Source organism: Hyella patelloides LEGE 07179 (assembly GCF_900659865.1).
GTDB lineage: Bacteria > Cyanobacteriota > Cyanobacteriia > Cyanobacteriales > Xenococcaceae > Hyella > Hyella patelloides.
The window spans coordinates 1-19,748 of record NZ_LR213779.1 but is presented as its reverse complement, the minus strand read 5'-3'; the positions used below and the strand labels follow the sequence as shown (position 1 = coordinate 19,748).

Annotated in this window: 19 protein-coding genes and 1 pseudogene; 4 read left to right on the top strand and 16 right to left on the bottom strand. The window is 37.9% G+C overall.

Going from position 1 to position 19,748, the window contains the following annotated elements:
- The first annotated feature begins 36 nt into the window (after positions 1–36).
- Positions 37–783 (top strand): SDR family NAD(P)-dependent oxidoreductase, encoded by a 747-nt coding sequence (locus H1P_RS03805; RefSeq protein ID WP_144864321.1) that lies wholly within the window; start codon positions 37–39, stop codon positions 781–783.
- 301 nt (positions 784–1,084) lie between these two features.
- Here H1P_RS03805 and H1P_RS35735 read toward each other — a convergent pair whose 3' ends face one another.
- From H1P_RS35735 to H1P_RS03745, 14 genes are all read right to left on the bottom strand, one after another.
- Positions 1,085–1,249: a hypothetical protein gene (locus tag H1P_RS35735; protein WP_186375822.1), complete on the bottom strand. Its 165-nt coding sequence runs from the start codon at positions 1,247–1,249 to the stop codon at positions 1,085–1,087.
- Positions 1,250–1,559: 310 nt separating this feature from the next.
- Entirely contained in the window at positions 1,560–2,270 is a 711-nt protein-coding gene (locus tag H1P_RS03800; RefSeq protein ID WP_144864319.1) for a response regulator transcription factor, read from the bottom strand.
- Positions 2,271–3,060: 790 nt separating this feature from the next.
- Positions 3,061–4,584 (bottom strand): ATP-binding protein, encoded by a 1,524-nt coding sequence (locus H1P_RS03795; RefSeq protein WP_222426916.1) that lies wholly within the window; start codon positions 4,582–4,584, stop codon positions 3,061–3,063.
- A gap of 113 nt (positions 4,585–4,697) precedes the next feature.
- A complete protein-coding gene (locus H1P_RS03790) occupies positions 4,698–6,362 on the bottom strand; it encodes an NAD(P)/FAD-dependent oxidoreductase (RefSeq protein WP_144864316.1) in 1,665 nt (554 codons plus the stop codon).
- 157 nt (positions 6,363–6,519) lie between these two features.
- On the bottom strand, positions 6,520–8,694 hold the full coding sequence (locus H1P_RS03785) for an AGE family epimerase/isomerase (RefSeq protein ID WP_144864314.1): 2,175 nt from the start codon (positions 8,692–8,694) through the stop codon (positions 6,520–6,522).
- A 38-nt stretch (positions 8,695–8,732) separates the two neighbouring features.
- Positions 8,733–10,844 (bottom strand): glycogen debranching protein GlgX, encoded by a 2,112-nt coding sequence (gene glgX / locus H1P_RS03780; protein WP_144864311.1) that lies wholly within the window; start codon positions 10,842–10,844, stop codon positions 8,733–8,735.
- A 104-nt stretch (positions 10,845–10,948) separates the two neighbouring features.
- Positions 10,949–11,335, bottom strand: coding sequence for a nuclear transport factor 2 family protein (locus tag H1P_RS03775; RefSeq protein ID WP_144864309.1), 387 nt, complete (start codon positions 11,333–11,335; stop codon positions 10,949–10,951).
- Positions 11,336–11,526: 191 nt separating this feature from the next.
- Complete coding sequence (locus tag H1P_RS03770; RefSeq protein WP_144864307.1) at positions 11,527–11,862, bottom strand: antibiotic biosynthesis monooxygenase family protein; 336 nt, start codon at positions 11,860–11,862, stop codon at positions 11,527–11,529.
- Positions 11,863–11,987: 125 nt separating this feature from the next.
- Complete coding sequence (locus tag H1P_RS03765) at positions 11,988–12,326, bottom strand: antibiotic biosynthesis monooxygenase family protein (RefSeq protein ID WP_144864305.1); 339 nt, start codon at positions 12,324–12,326, stop codon at positions 11,988–11,990.
- A 50-nt stretch (positions 12,327–12,376) separates the two neighbouring features.
- Positions 12,377–12,793: a nuclear transport factor 2 family protein gene (locus H1P_RS03760; protein ID WP_186375821.1), complete on the bottom strand. Its 417-nt coding sequence runs from the start codon at positions 12,791–12,793 to the stop codon at positions 12,377–12,379.
- Between the two features lie 107 nt (positions 12,794–12,900).
- Positions 12,901–13,980: a nuclear transport factor 2 family protein gene (locus tag H1P_RS03755; RefSeq protein ID WP_144864301.1), complete on the bottom strand. Its 1,080-nt coding sequence runs from the start codon at positions 13,978–13,980 to the stop codon at positions 12,901–12,903.
- Positions 13,981–14,455: 475 nt separating this feature from the next.
- Positions 14,456–14,620: a GUN4 domain-containing protein gene (locus H1P_RS39775; RefSeq protein ID WP_425461522.1), complete on the bottom strand. Its 165-nt coding sequence runs from the start codon at positions 14,618–14,620 to the stop codon at positions 14,456–14,458.
- 66 nt (positions 14,621–14,686) lie between these two features.
- Complete coding sequence (locus tag H1P_RS35730) at positions 14,687–14,833, bottom strand: hypothetical protein (protein ID WP_186375820.1); 147 nt, start codon at positions 14,831–14,833, stop codon at positions 14,687–14,689.
- Between the two features lie 176 nt (positions 14,834–15,009).
- Positions 15,010–15,258 (bottom strand): DUF1816 domain-containing protein, encoded by a 249-nt coding sequence (locus H1P_RS03745; RefSeq protein ID WP_144864299.1) that lies wholly within the window; start codon positions 15,256–15,258, stop codon positions 15,010–15,012.
- 70 nt (positions 15,259–15,328) lie between these two features.
- On the opposite strand from H1P_RS03745, the gene H1P_RS35725 reads away from it, so the two are divergent.
- Complete coding sequence (locus H1P_RS35725; protein WP_186375819.1) at positions 15,329–15,490, top strand: hypothetical protein; 162 nt, start codon at positions 15,329–15,331, stop codon at positions 15,488–15,490.
- A 462-nt stretch (positions 15,491–15,952) separates the two neighbouring features.
- On the opposite strand, the pseudogene H1P_RS39770 reads toward H1P_RS35725, so the two are convergent.
- Both H1P_RS39770 and H1P_RS03740 read right to left on the bottom strand, forming a co-directional pair.
- A pseudogene (locus tag H1P_RS39770) lies at positions 15,953–16,057 on the bottom strand (IS982 family transposase); the annotation flags it as partial.
- A gap of 113 nt (positions 16,058–16,170) precedes the next feature.
- Complete coding sequence (locus tag H1P_RS03740) at positions 16,171–17,250, bottom strand: ATP-dependent 6-phosphofructokinase (RefSeq protein WP_144864297.1); 1,080 nt, start codon at positions 17,248–17,250, stop codon at positions 16,171–16,173.
- A 353-nt stretch (positions 17,251–17,603) separates the two neighbouring features.
- On the opposite strand from H1P_RS03740, the gene H1P_RS03735 reads away from it, so the two are divergent.
- Together H1P_RS03735 and H1P_RS03730 are read left to right on the top strand one after the other, a co-directional pair.
- Positions 17,604–18,344 (top strand): dienelactone hydrolase family protein, encoded by a 741-nt coding sequence (locus H1P_RS03735; RefSeq protein ID WP_144864295.1) that lies wholly within the window; start codon positions 17,604–17,606, stop codon positions 18,342–18,344.
- 87 nt (positions 18,345–18,431) lie between these two features.
- Entirely contained in the window at positions 18,432–19,331 is a 900-nt protein-coding gene (locus H1P_RS03730; RefSeq protein WP_144864293.1) for a S1 RNA-binding domain-containing protein, read from the top strand.
- Positions 19,332–19,748: the final 417 nt, after the last annotated feature.

Sequence of the window (19,748 nt, the reverse complement as noted above, 5' to 3'; positions counted from 1 at the left end):
ATCAAGTTGTAAATAAATATTAAATAGGTGTTTCTCATGAATCAAAGACACGCTGGAAAAGTAGCTGTAGTTACTGGTGCATCAAAAGGGCTAGGACAAAGCTTTGCCCTCCGTCTGGCAAACGAAGGAGCAGATTTAGTTTTAGTTTCGCGCTCGCCAGCTACCAAAACACAACAAATGGTACATGATTTAGGAAGCAAAGCTGTAGTTCAATCCTGCGATTTAACCTCAGAAACAGATATTGAAACTTTAGCCAATGTTGTTCAAGAAAAATTTGGACGCTGCGATATTTTAGTCAACAATGCAGGAATCTATCCTTTTCAGCCTTTTGAGCAGATGAGTTTTGCCGACTGGCGTAAAATTTTTGCGGTTAATTTAGATGCTCTATTTTTTACCTGTAAGGCATTTTTGCCTTTAATGAAACCCCAAAATTGGGGACGCATTATTAACATTACTTCTAATGTCTGCTGGATTGTGGCACCTAATGTAACTCACTACACCACTGCCAAGATGGGTGTAATTGGTTTTACTCGCGCTTTAGCAACAGAAGTAGCTGATGCAGGAATTATAGTTAATGCGATCGCTCCTGGTTTAATTCGTACGGAAACAACTGAACATGGAGAACAGGCAGGAATGTTTGAAATGGTCAAACAGATGCAGGCGATTCATCGCACTGGAGAACCAGAAGATGTAGCTGCGGTAGTTTCTTTTTTGGCTTCAGAAGATTCTAGCTTTATGACAGGACAAACTCTAATGGTTGACGGGGGGATGTCTAGACTTTAATTGCTTTTTTGACTGTTTCTGTTATCCATATTTTAGAACTGTTGTCTTCTAAAGATAGAGGCAAGGGTATTTAACTTCTTTAAAAATCTAGTACCAAACACGAGTAACGCACCGCACCTTGGCAACTGAATATATCTGGTTCTGTACGGAAAAGGTCGTACAGGTAAAATATTCAACCAACACGGACGGCTTTAATTTCTGAAGTTTCCTCAGAAATCGCGTCCTCAAATACAGAGAAACCAAAAATTTCGTATTCTCAGGCTTGGAAGGACGAAAAGTAGAGGCTAACAGCCGTTAGCCCCTACTTGTGGTTTTTATGGGAATTACTATAAATACAAACAAGCCAAAATTCACAATCAGAGATCGCTATAAAAAGTTCACTAAAAGCTTGTAAGATACTAAAATAAGTAAAAATAGTAGATTCTTCCGATTTTTTATTGACAAAAGCCAAACCAAAAATTGACATAAAAATTTATTTCAGCTATTAATTAATGACTGAAACTTATAAATTAATTTGTTTTTTCTTGAATTTACAAGGCTAATTCGTAATTATCCTAAAGGACTAGCGAAGCCGTCGTAAATTCTCACAATTAAATTACTTCTTAACCCAAATCAGGAAATGAAGATATTAATCAAAATTTTGAATATTTTTAACTGATGTTAAGCAATATCTAGCGATTGTCGCTCGTTACGACAAAACCGCCATTAATTTCTGGGGTGATATTTATTTATTGAGCTTCTTCTATCATGTGGCTTAATTGATGATATGTCCTTGTCTATCTGATGCTTTGGACAGAACACTCTTGACCTTGAGAAACTTTGGGATTGAGAATATAGCCAACGCCATAGATATTTTTAATCCAATTTACTGCCCCTGCCTTATTGAGCTTTTTCCGCAATCCTTTAATGTGGGTTTTAACACTTTCTTCGGATGGCAGATTATCAAATGTCCAAATTAAATCTAATATATGCGAGCGACTATACACGCGTGCGGGATTACGTAAAAACAATTCTAGAAGTTTATACTCTTTAGCAGTAAGTTTAATTGGTTTTTTTTGATAGCTAACTTCGCAGCTAGTGGGGTTTAAAATTAACCCGTTAACATTTAAAACTGTATTGGGAATTACCTTTTTTCGTCGGGATAAAGCTCGTATCCTTGCATTTAATTCATCTAAATCTAGGGGTTTAGTGATGTAATCATCTGCACCTGCATCTAATCCTTGAATTCCAACTTGACTAGCATTTTTAGCCGTAATTAATAGAATTGGTAGCGTGAATCCTTGCGATCTCATTTTGGCACAAAAACTGACCCCATTAAATTTTGGGAAGAATAAACTTAGTAAAATCAATTCATATTTTCCACTTTGAACATATTGCCAACCCATTTGACCATCTTTTGCTACGTCTACTACATGACGCTGACTGGTAAGAGATCGATCGAGTAAGTTTACTAAAATTTCATCATCATTGACTATTAAAATGCGCATAGTATAATTTCTCTCTAACAAAAATTAAACCCAAACAAATTCAACGTTGGCTTGATAATTAAAGCTGATTGCTCTAGTATCTATGTTGTTTTGATGAACATAAAATATATTGATTGTGATTTTATTCTGTTGTAATTAACCAGTCATCATGAGTTTTTAACTATGATTATTCTGCAAAATTTTATGGTGTTAGCTCAAGTAAAAATAAGCAAGTTAAGAAAAAAGTTAACTTTACAGGCTGCCATTTACTCCTAGACTGATTAAGATTAGGATTAAAAGTTGCTTAATATTGTTTTATCTTTCTTATTTTGCGCAGCCAAATTGACTAAAATATAAGAGACTGCCAATAACCTTAATGACACACTAATCACTATGTAATAACATGAGCTACACGAAATGATAGTAATTTTCAACAGCGTGATTCTATATGTTTGGCGGGGCTTATAAAGTCCGCCCGCAGGTGGCGGACACAGCCCCTTGGGAAACCAAGCATAGCAAGCATAGCTCACGCTCAAAAGTAACTGGAGACGCACGTAGGTTGTGCAGAACTAAGCATAAAACCCAATAAAAGCTTATGGGCTTTGGGTTTTGTTCCTCTTCTTGCAAAAGTTGCTCTTTGGGGAAACCACCAAGACCGCACTTTCGCGCAACCCAACCGACATTTTAAAAATGATCTATCTAGCTATTAGTGAGAATTAGTGTGAATTATTAAACTGCGATTACCGACAATCATTTCTGACTTTTCAGACAGCTTCAAATTCTCTAACATGAAGATGATTTAGTTTTTTCCTCAAGAGTTAATCGGCAGCTTAATCCGAAACTTCGTATTACCAGGTTCTGAACAACTCTGAATATCCCCATGGTGTTCGGCAACTATAATTCGATAAACTAAATCCAGTCCAATACCAGTTCCTTGACCAATTTCTTTAGTGGTAAAGAACGGCTCAAAAATCCGCGACTGAATTTCTGGCGGAATACCAGACCCGTTATCGGCAATTTCTACTACTACAAAATTTTTTTCAACTGAAGTCGAAAGCTTTATTGTGCCATTATTCTGCCCTATTAGAGCATCGATCGCATTATCGATCAGATTAGTCCAAACTTGATTAAGAGAACCTCCATCTGCCTTAATCAGGGGTAAATTATCAAGATAATTGCGAACTACAAACAAATTGTGTTTTTCTAGTTTGTAGTTTAAAATCGTCACCGTATTGTCTAAACCCTTATGCACGTCAGTATTTCTCTTCTTCAAGGGTGCTTGATCGACATAAGAATAAGATTTAACCGCACTGACAATCTGAGAAATGCGACTGGCACTTTCTTCTAAAGTACTCAATAAACTGGTTTGAGCTAAGGTTAATTCCAGACAAGTAAATAGATAGTTCAGAGTATTGGCAGTTAGATTTTCTTCCAGAATAGCTAGCTTTTTAGGAGTAATTCCCCCTGCCACCAAATTAGGAGCAAATTTCCATCCATCACTGATATCATGTTCTTCTAACCAAATAGTCAATTTGTCTTCGAGCTCTATCTGTTCCAATGGACTGATACATCTAGGTTCAGCAATGCAGTCAATTGCCTCACGTTTGAGTTTTAAAAGATTTTCAAATTGTATAGGTGTCAAGCATGGCTCAATATGTTTCAAAGCGAAAGCTTGGATCTCTGGAGTCAATTTTTTCAACTGACTGACTGCACCGCAAGCAGCAGAAGCTGGGTTGTTTAACTCATGGGCAAGACCAGCTGCCAATGTGCCTAAGCCAATTAATTTTTCGTGGTGTTGAGATAACATCTGCAACTCTTGGGTACGAGCTGCCATATGACCCAAAACTACTTTTCTAATTGACGGAAAATTTAAGAGCATTTGCCAAAAATCATCTTCTTGGAACAGATATAGATGAGTATCACTAATTGCCTTACTACTTGCTAAATGATCTGTGCCAGCCAGAATCGGCACTTCACCAAAAAACGTATCTTGGTCATAGGAGGCGATCGCAATTTCTCGGTCATCAATCTTTTGAGATATTTGAATTTCTCCTTTGAGTACTACATAAAAATGAGTGGCAGGCTCTCCCTGACGAAATAATATTTCTCCTGGATTAAGAGTCGTTTCAAAACATACATCCTGAAGTTTTAACTGAGCTTCTGGAGTTAATCCTTGAAACAATGATATTCGGTTTAACATTTTTAAATGATTGACAGAATCTCCCTGGCGAAATCGTGTTTTTCCTGGATTAAGAGTCGTCTCGACACATACATCCTGAAGTTTTAACTGAGCTTCTGGATTTAATCCTTGAAACAATGATATTGGGTTCAACATTTTTAAATGACTGTAATTACTAAAGCTGTCTATCTTACTAATAATGTGGAAAGCTTAGCCAGCTATTATCTAATTTTTAATTTGACAATAGCTGGTATGTAAAAACTAGGTTTTTAAAATGAAGCCAAATATTGATGTATAAATCGCACCGCCACCGAGCCTTCTCCCACAGCGGAGGCAACTCGTTTTACAGACTGATAGCGCACATCTCCGATGGCAAAAACCCCTGGTACACTGGCTTCAAATAAAAATGGCTCTCGTTTTACTGTCCAACTTTCAGTCCCTTGCAGATCTGGCATCAAATCTGAGCCAGTGAGAATAAATCCAGCTCGATCTCTTAGCACAAAATCTTGTAGCCATTTAGTGTTAGGTTTAGCACCAATAAAAATAAATAGTGCTTGAGCTGGAACAGTTTCGACTTTGCCCGTTTTAGAATTGGCAATGGTTATTGATTCTAGTTTATTTTCCCCCGAAGCTTCGATGATTTTAGTAGATAGCCTAACTTTAATATTGTCAGTGTCTTCGATTTGATCTACCAAGTACTGGGACATTTTGTTCTGTAAAGAATCTCCTCGCACTAAAAGAGTTACGGTTTTGGCATATTTGGAAAGACACATCGCTCCTTGACCAGCAGAGTTGGCACCACCAATGATAAAAACATCGTTATCGTTGCAAGAAATAGCTTCAGTTATGGCAGCACCGTAATACACCCCTGCACCAGTTAATCTTTCAATACCAGGAACTTGTAGTTTGATATAGGAAACACCAGTAGCAACGATCAACGCATGACAGTTAAGCTTCTTACCATTAGCTAAAGTAACAATGCGATATTGACCTTCGGTACTAATCTCAGTGACTTCCTGGGGGGTCAGGATTTCCGTCCCAAATTTATAAGCTTGTGCCACAGCACGTCTGGCTAAGTCCGCTCCCGTCAGTCCCACAGGAAATCCCAGATAATTTTCAATACGAGAACTGGTGCCAGCTTGTCCGCCTGGGGCCTCTTTTTCAATCAGTACGGTCTTTAAGCCTTCAGACGAACCATAGACGGCTGAAGCCAGACCAGCAGGCCCGCCACCGATAATGACCAGATCGTAAAAAGGCATTTCGGCATCGGTTTTCAGACCAACTTTTTCGGCAATATTGAGAATTGAGGGAGACTCTAGTTGGGAATCATCAGGAAAAATTAAAAGCGGTAATTTTGAGCAGTTTAAATCGTTCTTACTTCCCAATTTAGTAGCAGAGGTCTCTTGTTCTAGATCTCGCCAAATATAAGGAATATGATGACGAGCCAGAAAATCCTTAACTTTGTGAGTTTTAGGAGACCATCGATAACCAAAAACTTGGACTCCCTCAAAAATAGTCGAAAAGGAATTGTCTTGCCAAACCTCTAGTAAATCATCCAGAACTGGATAAAGATGAACATGAGCTGGAAGCCATGGCTTCAATAGATAGTAATCTACTTTGGCTTTGTTAATGGCATCCATCGCTGCTTTGGAGTCAGCATACGCTGTAATTAAAGCCCTTTTTGCCTCGGGAAACATTTCTCTTGCCCGCTCTAGAAATTCTACTCCAGTCATTTGAGGCATACGCTGGTCTACCAAAAATAATGCGACATGATGTTGGCGTTCCTTTAGCTCCTGCAACGTTTCTAAAATTTGTGTGCTTGACCAATGGGGTATGATGCGAAAAGAGGAACCATAATGAAGCCTTAAGTCGCGGGTGATTGTACGTAGCACTTCTGCATCGTCATCAATTGTAACTATTGCTGGCTTAGTCATAAAATCACCTTCCTGTAACAGGGTAACTATACATTTGAATTATCGGCGTTGCATCATCATAGGATGGTATAGATTGACGGGGAGTCGAAGAAACTCAATGAATTGAATTATCTATTTCAATTCATCCTGCAAAGCAATGCAACGTCGAATTAATGATCTAGACACCGACCATTTCCACTGAATCATAGCGGTCTACAATCTGGATATCTTCGCAGAATGAACTCATCTCAACAAACTTTTTCACTTCTGCTGTCGGTTGAACTAGGTAAATATTGATGTCTCGTCCGAGTTTTTGCTTGTTAAATGCGATCGCACGAATTCCCCCACTTGAGATACTCTTGAGATCATTCATCATTAAGACAAGATGTTTGATTGGTTGAGCAGTTGCTTGCTCAAAGACGTCTTGAAAATTCCAGATGGTACTAGAATCCAAGACTCCTCTTAAAGCAATCTTGGCAGTGTCTTCAGTGACCTCGAAGAGATTAGCATCAAAGAAGACTTCTGTAGGAACAACCCGAACTTTAAGCTTCATTTCATCGAGATTAGACGGCAAATTGACGGTTAATTTTTCCGCATCAAAATCGAAGTAGGATTGTCCGTTGAGCCAGACATCACCAATCTGAATACTACCAGGGGGTAAAATATCTGGTTGTACTCTTAATATATTATCTTTAAAGCCATTGGGCTTAGGCTTAAAGTATAAATCCATGGGCTTTTTAGTAATCAGAAGATTAGTATAAACTGTCGCCAGGTAAGCTAGTTCAAATGAATGATAGCCACTCATTGAATGAGAACCTTTACCGCGCTCGTTACCTCCCGATAAATAGGGGATACCATTGGCTAGAACATTAAAGTAAATGCCACCGTCTTCATTATCTAAAAACCAAGTATTGTAGAATGCTGCTGATTCTCTTGCCAGTTTTGAGTATTCGGGCTTACTTAAAGAGCCTGCCAAAATCAAGTAAGCTAATATAGCCTGTTCCTGCTGCCACCAAGCTTTGCGATCGTGCCAGACAACACGATGTTGTTTTTCTCCTGGTTTGAGAGTACGTTCTACTACATCATACCAGCCTCCACGTTGTTGATCGCTGCCGACTTCTGGCATAATTGCTGCAATCTTTTCCGCTAGCACTGCATAATCCTCTTTGGGTCTGAGATGATGCATTCGCATAATATTCCAGGCAATTTTGAGATTGTGACCAACGACTGCTCGATCTTGCTGCCAACCCCATGTTTTATCATGACTCCAATCTTCATTAAAACGTTCTTGGACAAAGGGGCTGTTTTCAGGATCGGGAAAATATTTCTCGATTGTATCGAAAGTAGATTCTAGAAAATCAGCGTATTCTTCAGAGCCAGTAGCAAGAAATAAATTAATCAGATAAGCGGGAGCGTGATCTCCAACAGAATTCCAATTCTTTTTGGCTCTGTTATCACCCAACGTAGGACATTGAGGACTCAAGGTAATCGGATCTATATGGGAGAAAAAGCCTCCTTTCTCAGTTGTGTCTAAGAAATAGTTATTGAAGAGATTGATCGTTAATTCAATATCTCGCAAAATCTGAGGATCGCCAGTCAAGCGATAAGTCTGAGTCGGACCTGCCAAAGCATAGATTTGTTCGTAAGCAGGAATCGCATCATAATCATCTCCAAACTCAGAAGCAAAAATCTTTTGTTTGCTGCCGTCAGGTTTAGCATCTACCCCATGATACCAGTAACAAATTTCTTCACTCTCATCCAGGAAACGCATATTGTCATGCAAATACTCAGTTCCTTTTTCGGCAGCTTCGAGATAACGATCTTCTCCAGTTACCATATAAGCTACGGCAAAGCCATATACCAAGCGTGAAATTGTATCAGTTTCTTGGCGATTCGAGCCATTCTTTACCCCAACTAAACTAATATTAGTTCGATATTTACTGTAGTCTATTTCACCATCGCCAAATTGAGATTTTAAATAAAAATCAGCTAACTGCTGAATTTGCTTAACCCACCAGTCAGGCTTTTCAAACATATATTCACTATCTGTGCGTCCCACAAATACAATTTGCTTGGCTTCAAACTGGTTGCCATCTGCGTTGGGGTAGAAAATACCATAGACAGACAGATAACGCCCTGGAGTTAGCATCGATCTCATTTGGAAAGTGCAATCATAGTATGGCTCTCCCAAATTGCGGATCAATTGAGCATAAGTCATGGAGGTTAATGCTACCTCGTAATCTCTTTCATCGGAAGTTTGTAGATTAAAAGTCCCACAATCCCCTTTCTCTGGGTCAAAACTGGTAACGTATCCAGCAATTAAATCCGAAATGCAAAAATCAAGGTTATTCATAGGATTTTCTCGGTCAAAGAAACATTAAGCTAGTAAATTTATTGAGAAATGAGAACGGCAATACTGCGATCGCTAACTTGATAGCGATTGTCTTGAATCAATACTTCTCGACAGGGTTCTAAAATGTCTAAGGGAGACTCCTGAGCAGTGTCTACCACCTTGAACCAATTTCTGTCTGGGATGGGGGGAATTTCAAATTCTAAACTTTCCCAATGCATATTGAGCATGACATGAATATCAACTGCTCCATCAAAACCTGCCAAAGTATAAGCCAGAGCGCGGGAATTTGAGTCATCCCAACCTGGTTGATATAGTTGGCAACCATGCCAAGAGATATCTGCTAAACCACGCTCGTTAGTTTCACCGTTGAAAAAACCGCGACGACACAAACTACCATAGCGTTTGCGGAAGGCAATCATTGATTTGAAAAATCTGAATATCTCTGCATTCTTATAGATTAAATTCCAGTCAAACCAATTAATCTCATTATCTTGACAATAACCATTATTATTCCCTTTTTGGGTGCGTCCAAATTCGTCTCCCCCCAAAATCATAGGAATACCCTGAGAAAGTAACAAAATTGCGGCAAAATTCTTAATTTGACGCTTTCTCAATGCTTGAACTTCTGGATTATCGGTTTCTCCTTCGATGCCACAATTCCAGCTTAAATTTTCGTCGATGCCATCTCGATTACCTTCACCGTTCGCTTCATTGTGTTTGTAGTTATATGAAACTAAATCGTTCAGAGTAAATCCATCGTGACAGGTAATAAAGTTAATACCGTTAATTGGAGTCCTTCCATTATATTCATAGAGATCGGCACTTCCCGCTAAACGATTAGCCACGGCTCCGACTAGCCCAGGATCTCCTTTGACAAATTTGCGAATATCATCCCGATAACGTCCGTTCCACTCAGCATAGCGATATCCAGGAAAATAACCAATTTGATATAGTCCACCAGCATCCCAGGCTTCGGCAATCATTTTAGTATCGGCTAAAGTTCCAGAAGTTTCAATATGCCAGAGCACTGCTGGATTAACCATTGGTGCGCCATCTAACCCTCTAGACAGAATTGAGCCTTCATCGAAGCGAAAGCCGTCAACATGCATTTCTCTGACCCAAAACTCCAAGCATTCCACAATTAACTTATCCACCATCGGATGATTGCAGTTAACTGTATTACCACAGCCAGAATAGTCCATGTAATACTGCTTATCGAAGGAAACTAAATGATAGTAAATACTATTGTCTATGCCTCTAAAATTAATTGTTGGACCTTCGTGATTACCTTCACTTGTATGATTAAAAACTACATCTAAAATGACTTCAATTCCTTCTTTGTGCAAGGCTTTAACCATATCCCGAAACTGAGTTATCGGACTTGTCTCTTTGGGATCATAACAGTATGAAGTTTCAGGAGCAAAAAAGCTGTGAGGATCGTATCCCCAGTAGTTAGTTAATGGTTTACCATCAACTTCCCGAAGTGTTTCTTGCTGGTCAAAATCAAAGATTGGTAACAGTTCAACTGCAGTAATACCTAATTCTTTGAGGTAAGGTATCTTCTCGATTACCCCAGCAAAAGTACCAGGATATTTACAGTTAGAAGAAGCAGATTTAGTCAAGCCACCAACGTGCATTTCATAAATAATCGAGGAACTTATTGGTCTTCCCAGTGGGCGATCGCCTTGCCAATCATAATCATCAAGATCGATCACCGCACTGCGCATCGAAGTAGTTAAATTATCCTTGTCTCCTAAGGCGTCGATTCTGTTCCATAGATCGTGACTATTACCTTTAGAATAGGGATCGATCAAAACTTTATTTTTGTTAAAGCGATGTCCTGAACCATGTAAATCTTGAGGTCCATCAACTCTATAGGCATAGCCTGCCTTTGGCTTTAATCCTTGGACATATACATGCCAAAAGTGAAATGTTTTATTGGTTTTAGGATTTAATTTAATAATCTGGCTAGGTTGATGATCGTTAGGTCGATCGAATATTAACAGCTCTACTGAAGTTGCATGCTCGGAAAAAAGTGAGAAGTTAACTCCATTGCAATCTGGTGTTGCACCCAAAGGATGAGTACGCCCTGGCTCTATAGATTTATCGGCTGTTATTTTTTCTTGATTAGTCTTTGTTGTTGCAATCATCTGTTTATTTTTGTTCTAAGTGAGGTCAATGTAATCTTTGAATCTATTGGTTGGAATACTCAATCACATTTTCTAGTGCGTCTCAAACTGATTCTAGCGGTGAACTAGCTGGGATTAAATACAGGATTAATATCCATAAAAATCCGCAGTTCTGAAAATTTGTCACCCTGTAAACGGAGGATGTTGCAGCAAGGAAGCGAAACCACTGAACCATCTTTGCGCCAGCAGGTGATATCCATCTCCACAAAGACAACATCATTTCCTACTTCCGAGACCATCTTAATATGGTGAGATACTGCTGAAATTAGACCTGAGAAATTTTCCACAGATTTCTTAATCGATGTTTTATCGAAACAAACTTCAAAGTTACCAAACTGATATACTGGCGTATCAGTAAAGAAAGAAATAACTCCGTCGAAATCAAATGCTTCAACTCTTGAGAATAAACTTTTGATCAGGTTTGTAGTTGTATCGGGAAGTCTTTCTAGCATTAATATTTATTCCTTGTTTATCTATCTTGGTGGCATCAGCCATATATACTCTCAAAAATATAAAGTATTAATGAAGTATTACAGATAAGCGATCTCCAGATCGCAGATAATTTACGCTTATCTGTCAAATAGAGTCTATACAAGACTGATACAGCTTAATTGAATATTACGTCCTTTATTTAAGAGTTAGACTAATTAGCTACTAACTGTGCTTCCTCTGTGAAGACAACCTCATAAAATGAAGAATTGAAATCCTTAGCCAATTTGATAATCTGCTTCTTCCCAGCAGCAAAACCTGGGTTTTTACTAGCTGATTTCAGTGCTTCGTGGCTACTCCACTGGACATAATTGAGAACCTTTTTTCCGTCTAAGCTTTTGTGGATGCTGAACGATAGACATCCTGGGAGACTCATCGGTAGTTCTTTTTCCTCTACAAGGAAATCTATTAAGCTCTGTTGCTTTTCTGGTTCAACTGTGAAGACGTTAATAACAGTAACCATACCAGCTTTTTCATTGATTGTAATCATTGTTGCTCCTTGTTGTTAGTTAATAATAAGGTAGAAGTATGAGACTGAACTTATACTCAGATCGGTTAGTCAAAGCTCTGAGCGATCTTGGTATATTCGCCATTTTTGAATCTTTGAAGGTTAAGCTAATTAGCTACTAACTGTGCTTCCTCTGTGAAGACAACCTCATAGGGTGAAGAATTGAAATCTTTAGCCAATTTGATAATCTGCTTCTTATCTTCAGCAAAAACTGGGCTTTTAATAGCTGATTCGAGTGCTTCCTGGCTACTCCACTGGATATAGTTGAGAACCTTTTTTCCGTCTAAGCTTTTGTGGACGCTGAACGATAGTAAGCCTGGGAGACTACTCATCGGTGGTTCTTTTTCCTCTACAAGGAAATCTATTAAACTCTGCTGCTTTTCTGGTTCAACTGTGAAGACGTTAACTACGGTAAGCATACTGGCTTTTTCATTGATTGTAATCATTGTTATTCTTTGTTGCTAGTTAATAATAAGGTAGAAGTATGAGACTGAATTTATACTTTGTCGGTTAGCCAAAGCTCTGACTGGTCTGGGTATACTCGCCATTCTCGAATCTTGTTGCCTTCAAATCGTAAAATATCAGTGCAGGGAAAGGAGATAGGCTTGCCATCACTGCGACGAAAACATTTAGTATCCATTTCGATGATTACTGTGTCTTCTAGCTCCCAAGTGCCTCTGAATTCAAAAGGCCAATTTGGTTCAATAAAGCTAAAAAGCCAAATCAGATAATCGATGATATTTCGATATCCTCTCGTTTCTTTAGAGGCACCAACTTTGAAAAAAACATCATCTAAAAAGAAAGTCTTAAAATAATTCTCGTCATGTTTACCTGATGCTATCTGACTTGCTGCTATTTCCATCTCTATGACTAAGTCCAAGTTTGATTTTGTTAATACAGAGCTTGAAGCCATTAATTTTTCCTCTATCTGGATTGGCATTTAATGTTAACGAAAATAATGAAAACTAGAGTTAAAATATTAGTAGCTAACCTTTAATTTGGCTGGTATTTCCTTAGAATTTAGCGAAATGTTCTCGGTCCGTGCAGCTTAGATATTTCATTCATCCAAAGCTCTGACTGGTCTGTGTAGCTCCGCCATTCTCGAATCTTATTGTCTTTAAATCGCACAATATGAGTCCAAGGAAAGGAAATACTTTTGCTATCGCTGCGACGGATATATTTAGCATCCATTTCGACGATTACTGTATCTTCTAGCTCCCAAGTGTCTCTGAATTCAAAAGGCAAATTCGGTTCAGCAATGTCATAAAGCCAAGTCAGATAATCGATGATATTTCGACATCCCCTAAGTTCTTGAGAGGCACCGACTTTGAAATAGACATCCTCTAGAAAGAAAGTTTGAAAGTAATTCCAATCCTGTTTAGTTGCTGCTGTTTGCATCTCCATTACTAGATTCAGCTGGGAAACTGAGCTAGTTGAATTTTGTTGAGAAAAATTATGACCGTTTAACAACCATTTAGGTGCAAATCCAGTTTCAATTCTTTGTTTAGCTTCTGGATCTTCGGCAAAATGCTTTTTCATTATATCTGGCGAGATAAGCCTTTTTCTTTGACTTACGCTAAAGACAGAAGCCGAGTCGGGAACTGGAATACTGGGTTCAAAGACAGGATTAACATCCATAAATATTTTTAGTTCAGAAAATTTGTCCCCTTCTACTCGAAAAATATTACAGCAAGGAAGTGAAACAACTGAGCCATCTTTGCGCCAATAGATGACATCCATTTCCACAAACACCAAATCTCCCAATTCCCAGATCATTTTGATTTCGTGGTAGACTGCATCGATCTGGCTAAAAAAGTTGTCGGCTGATTTCTTAATCGATTCTCGGTCAAAACAAACCTCAAAGTTGCCGAACTGATACACTGGAGTATCGGTAAAAAAAGTAATAAACCCTTGAGAATCAAAGGCTTCACCTCTGGAGAACAAAAGTTTTACCAGCTCCACATTTTTTCCAAGAAATGGTTCTAGAATTAAGCTTTTTTCCTTTGGAACTGGTGTTTTTAAAGCAGAATTAAAAGCTTTGTCGTTTCGATCTATATTTTTTCTGGGAATTTTTTCTACCACTGAGCTATCCTCTTTCATAGTTTATACTTCTTGCTGTTGGGCTATAGTTTTTCTATTGAATAAAACTTCTGAAACCTGAGAAAAATTTTCGGTGTTGTTGAATCAAGAAATGAAACGATACAGATATCTCCTTTACCAAATATTGGGTTTTTAAACAAATTAAAGTATCTAGTCATCTTACTTGAAGAATTGTCTCTGGTTCATAAGCACCTGAATATAATATTATTGATTATGTTAAAATCCATAATTAATAATATTCCATTTAATTTAGCTTTTAGCTAGTGAAATTTAGGAAATTAAGTATGATTTTTAGTTAGCTCAATAGTTAGAAAGATTAAATCAAGAACTGATTGGTCTTTTTTAGATAAGTCTTTTAACCAAAAATTTATTCAAAATAATAAATTTTAGACAAATATTAGATAATGATTTTGGTATCATGTAATAAACAAACTTGAAAATAGTAAAGTTTGTTTATTACCTTTTTTATTAACCATCAACACTTCTGCTCAATAATATTGCCAAATATATTAAAGTTACGCTCAACATAGATTTTTACCTGGACACTAAAACCAAAACGATTATCGCTGTAGATAAGCCACCAACGAGCTATTACTTGCAGTTCGCTACAGTCGGTTTGTTTGATTTCACTAGGACGCAGATTTTCTATTTGTGCCTAATTTGCGATCGCCAAAATCAGTCGTACAGTTTCTCGATCTGCTTCTAGTCATTTACTCTCTTTTAAAAGATTTTGGAGAGTTTCATAGCGATAAATATTGCTAACTCGTAATAGTTTTTCTTCGAGGCTGGCTATTTTTTCTTTTAACTGTTTGATTTCGCTTTCTGAAGAAGATTTCGTATTAGTTTGAGACATAGAAAGAGCTTAATTTGTTGAAATTTATAAATACAGGACTTACGCATTATGATAATTTTTACGCCATATGTGATGTGATGTAGGGTGAGGCATCGCCTCACTCTGCCAATGGTGTGTTTAAGGATTGTTTGCATAAGTCCTAAAATAGTTGAAAACGCGCCTCAATTTTATCTGTTCTAATATGGCTCTTCAAAAACTGTCAGAAAATTTGGTTGACACTGCTTAATCTCAACAGTAATTCCCAAGGCTTTTTCTTCAATTAAATCGTCAATGTAGCCAGATTGCTTTTGTTTAGCTTCTTTAATGTTATTAAAAGGCCCGAAAAAGTAAGTACAGCAAGGCATAGCAGTACGAATTTCTACCCACCAAGGATTTTTTTTTCGGTTTATCAATGAATGTAACTTGAATTTAAGTGGTGATTTCATAATCTTAATTAGGTTAGGGACAAAAAAATAGTTGGACTAAGAAGAAGTAATAGCATAATTTAATTCAAGAATGATTTGCATAACGCAAATTACAGCTATAACTCCAATAAGTTGGACAGGAGAAAAATTGGCTTCAGCTATGGCGAGAATCATCATCAAAGCTCCAGAGCCAAAACGAGATCCAATTAGTAATTTGGGCGTTGCTGAATCAAAGTATGATTTTAAAAATTAGAGCTTGTTTATAAATCTTTAGAAGGCTTAGAGCTTAGAGCTACGAACCTTATCATTATTGATTTCATACCTCAAATCAGCAACGCCGTAATTTGCAGCCTCGTTGATGATTACTAGCAATCAAACCAGTAAAATTAATAATTCCCAGAGTAAATAGACACATAGCCACAGCTGAGCAAATCAACCAACGCTCTGTTTCTAAATAGACTTGTGAACCCTAAAAAAAAGCGATTAAAATGATATCTATCTCAGCGTTTAATTACTTTAGCGAAATAAAAATTTTTCCTTTCACTACACTTATTGTGCTACCTATACCCATATTTTATCCAGTAAAAATAAAGAAGTTAAGAAAAAAATTAGTTCTTTTGCTGATGTTGGTTTTATAAGTTAATGAAATAAATATATTACATCTTGTGCAACCTTCTCATCAGAAATAAGTTGTTGAAAACGAAGTGAGTAAGTAAAGTTTACAATTAATACGACTGGTTAAATGCCACAAATCTCTAGCTTTAACAGTTGTCATCTGACAACGCTCAACAAGCTGTCCGATAACGGTTTCAATTAATTGTACTTGAAAACAAGAAGGGGAAATGATTTTAATTTCCCCTACACAAGACTAATTTCTATTGAGACAAAGAAAGATACATCACTAGCTTCATCTTCTTCCATGCCAAACTTAATTTAGTCTCCTAGACAAATATTCAAACCTCTAGCAGTCTTAATCAAAGTACCGTGAGGATCGACTGTACGATAGTCTTTAATTGCTTCTGTGATGGGTACAGATTTAACAGATCGCTCTTGCCAGGTTACCATGCGATCGTATTTTTCCTCGGCAATTAATTCTACTGCTGCGACACCAAAAGCAGAAGCCAGGATGCGGTCTAAAGGCGAAGAAATACCACCTCTTTGAGTATGACCCAAAACGGTTACTCTAGTTTCGGCATCACTAATAGCGGTAATTTTTTCTGAGAGATATTGACCAATACCTCCCAAACGACAATCCGCAAAATGTCCTTGTTCGAGTAATTCTCCTGTATCTGTGCAAACTGCTTCAGAAACGACAGCAATAGAATAATCTCTACCTCTGGCTTGTCTTTCTTTAATATAGTTACAGATGTTTTCCAAGTTATAAGGAATTTCGGGAATTAAAATAATATTTGCGCCCCCTGCTATTCCTGCATTAAGAGCAATATGTCCTGCATCTCTTCCCATAACTTCCACAATCATTACTCTACTGTGACTGGCTGCGGTAAAGTGCAAGCGATCGATCGCTTCTGTAGCAATATTCACCGCCGTATCAAAACCAATCGATCTTTCTGTAACACCAACATCATTATCAATAGTTTTGGGAATACCGACTAAATTAATACCACCTTGTTGCGCCAGTTTTCTTAAGATAGCGAGACTACCATCTCCACCAATACCAATCAAAGCATCTAAACCTAACTTATGGTAGCCTTCAATAATACGATGCGATCGGTCTACAAAACTACCATCAATCATCGGAAAAGCAAAAGGATCGCCTTTATTAGTTGTACCGAGAAATGTTCCTCCCATCGTTAAGTAAGGATCGACCTGTTTGACAGATAGTTGAATTGCTTCAGGGGGATGAGACATTAAACCATGAGTTGCTTTGCAAATTCCCCAAACTTCCCAACCATAGACTTTGATCGCACAACGGGTAACAGCTCTAACAACGGCGTTTAAACCAGCGCAATCTCCCCCACTGGTTAGTATTCCAATCTTTTTCCTTTTGGTCATATGTGTATGTTGCTTAATAATGACGATCTTATTTTTCTACTTCTTGGATCGATTAGTCTAATAATGAAACAAGTCTCCATAATTTGAAGAGGAAGGCGCATTAAGAGAAGAAAAAGCATAAATAGGGGAGATTAAAGATCGACCAGAAAATAATCCCAAGTCTCAGGCATTTACGATATATTTGGGCGATCTCAGGGGTAGAGAATCTTCCTTGAACAATCCAAGAGTTTAATCAAGCTTAGTTATTTATTTAATAATCGGGATCTCATTGGTCTAATTGCTAATTATTTTTTCAGAATTGTAGCTATCTAGTGTACTTTACAATTCAGTTAAGAAAGTACCTAATATAGTATATGGCGATCGCAAAAATAGTAACAGAACAAATCAAAATTCCCAATCAAGATTTAGCGATAGATGCTTATCTGGCTCAACCCCAAGATTCGGGGTCATATCCAGCAATGATCGTCATCCAAGAAATATTTGGAGTTAACGATCATATAAAGGATGTTACAGAACGTATTGCCCAACAAGGTTATATTGCAGTTGCTCCTGCTATTTATCAGCGTCAAGCACCAGGTTTTGCGGCGGGATACACCCCCGAAGATGTTACTCTGGGTCGTCAGCATAAAGAGCAAACTAAAGCTAAAGAACTTTTAAGCGATATTCAAGCAACCATTGATTATCTTTACCAGCTACCTTCAGTTAAAACTACAGGAGTTGGCACAGTGGGCTTTTGTTTTGGAGGTCATGTAGTTTATTTAGCTGCTACTTTAAACGATGTTCGAGCAACCGCTTCTTTTTACGGCGCACAGATAGTCAATTGGTGTCCTGGAGAAGATGAACCCACTATTAAACGTACCAAAGACATTGATGGTACAATTTATGCCTTTTTTGGCACAGCCGATTCTTTAATTCCCAACGAACAAGTAGACCAAATAGCCACCGAATTGGCTACACAGCAAATCGAGCATCGGGTATTTCGTTATGAAGGTGCGGATCATGGCTTTTTTTGCGATCGCCGTCAAAGCTACAACCCCGACGCAGCAAAAGATGCTTGGCAGAAAATGCTAGACTTGTTTAGCCAGAAATTATGAATGAATACTTCTATTCTAATATCGAGAGATCGCTCTCAAGATAACTCTGCAAAACACTCGTAACCTTAAAGTCAACTATTTAACCCTATGAATTCTGATACTGCTCCTTCTCAAAACGCTCAACCCTTTTCTATGGATGATTTCGCCCAAGCGTTAGAGAAATACGATTATGAATTTGCCAAAGGACAACTCGTTAAAGGTACAGCAGTTCAACATGATGCTGATGGTGCTTACATTGATATTGGCGGAAAATCCCCTGGTTTTCTACCACGAAGCGAAGCAGCTTTGGAAAGAGTTGAAAATCTAGCTGATGTAATTCCCCTTAATGAAGAATTGGAATTCATCGTTATTAGAGAACAGAATGCAGAAGGACAAGTAACCCTCTCTCGTCGTCAGCTACAAATTCAAGCAGCTTGGGATGCTATTTCTGAGATAGCAGAAAGCGGAAAATCAACTCAAATGAGGGTTACAGGAGTTAATAAAGGTGGTGTTATTGGACAAGTAGAAGGCTTAAGAGGCTTTATTCCGCGATCGCACTTACAGCAACGAGATAACCTAGAATCTTTGGTAGGACAGCTTTTGACCGCTACTTTCTTAGAAGTAAATCCCGAACAACGTAAGCTGGTTTTATCTCAAAGAGATGCCATGAAAGCTGCTGCGATGACCAATTTAACTGAGGGGAGTTTGGTTACTGGTACTGTGGTTAATCTTAAACCCTACGGCGCATTTATCGATCTTGGCGGAGTAACAGGTTTATTACATATTAAAGAAATTAGCGGAACTCATATTGAATCGCTCAATACGATTTTTAAACCAGGACAAGAAATTAAGGTATTAATCGCTCAGGTAGATGAATATAAAAATCGTTTATCTCTCTCTACTAAAGTGTTTGAAGAATACCCAGGAGAATTATTAGAAAAGTTTGACGAAGTAATGGCAAACGCCGAAGAAAGATTAGAAAAATCGCGAAGCCAACAAGAGAGTTGATGATTTTGTTAGTCCCGTCCCATCTTCGTGGGATAATATCAAGCGGGATAATATGGTTAGTGGTTAGTTGTTAATTGTTGGCTATCAATTGATAATTGATAGTTAATTCCATAACTCTAATTTTTTATTTGTTATTACGGTGGTGAAATCGGCATAAGGTCTATTAGCATCCCCACCGTCAATTACTCATTGCTGGTATTCTGTAAAATTATAGTCTCTCAAACCATCTGATACTGAATATTTGACTAAGAGGTTAGGGCAATGACACGTATTTTAACTACTATCAAGATGGGAGCAGGTCAAAGATGCAAGAACAAGAATACTACTAAGCAAAAATAGTATTATTTAGATAAGCCCTAAAGGATTAGCTTCGCGTCACGCATCGATGTTTAAGAACTTGCGGTACGTTTTCGAGAT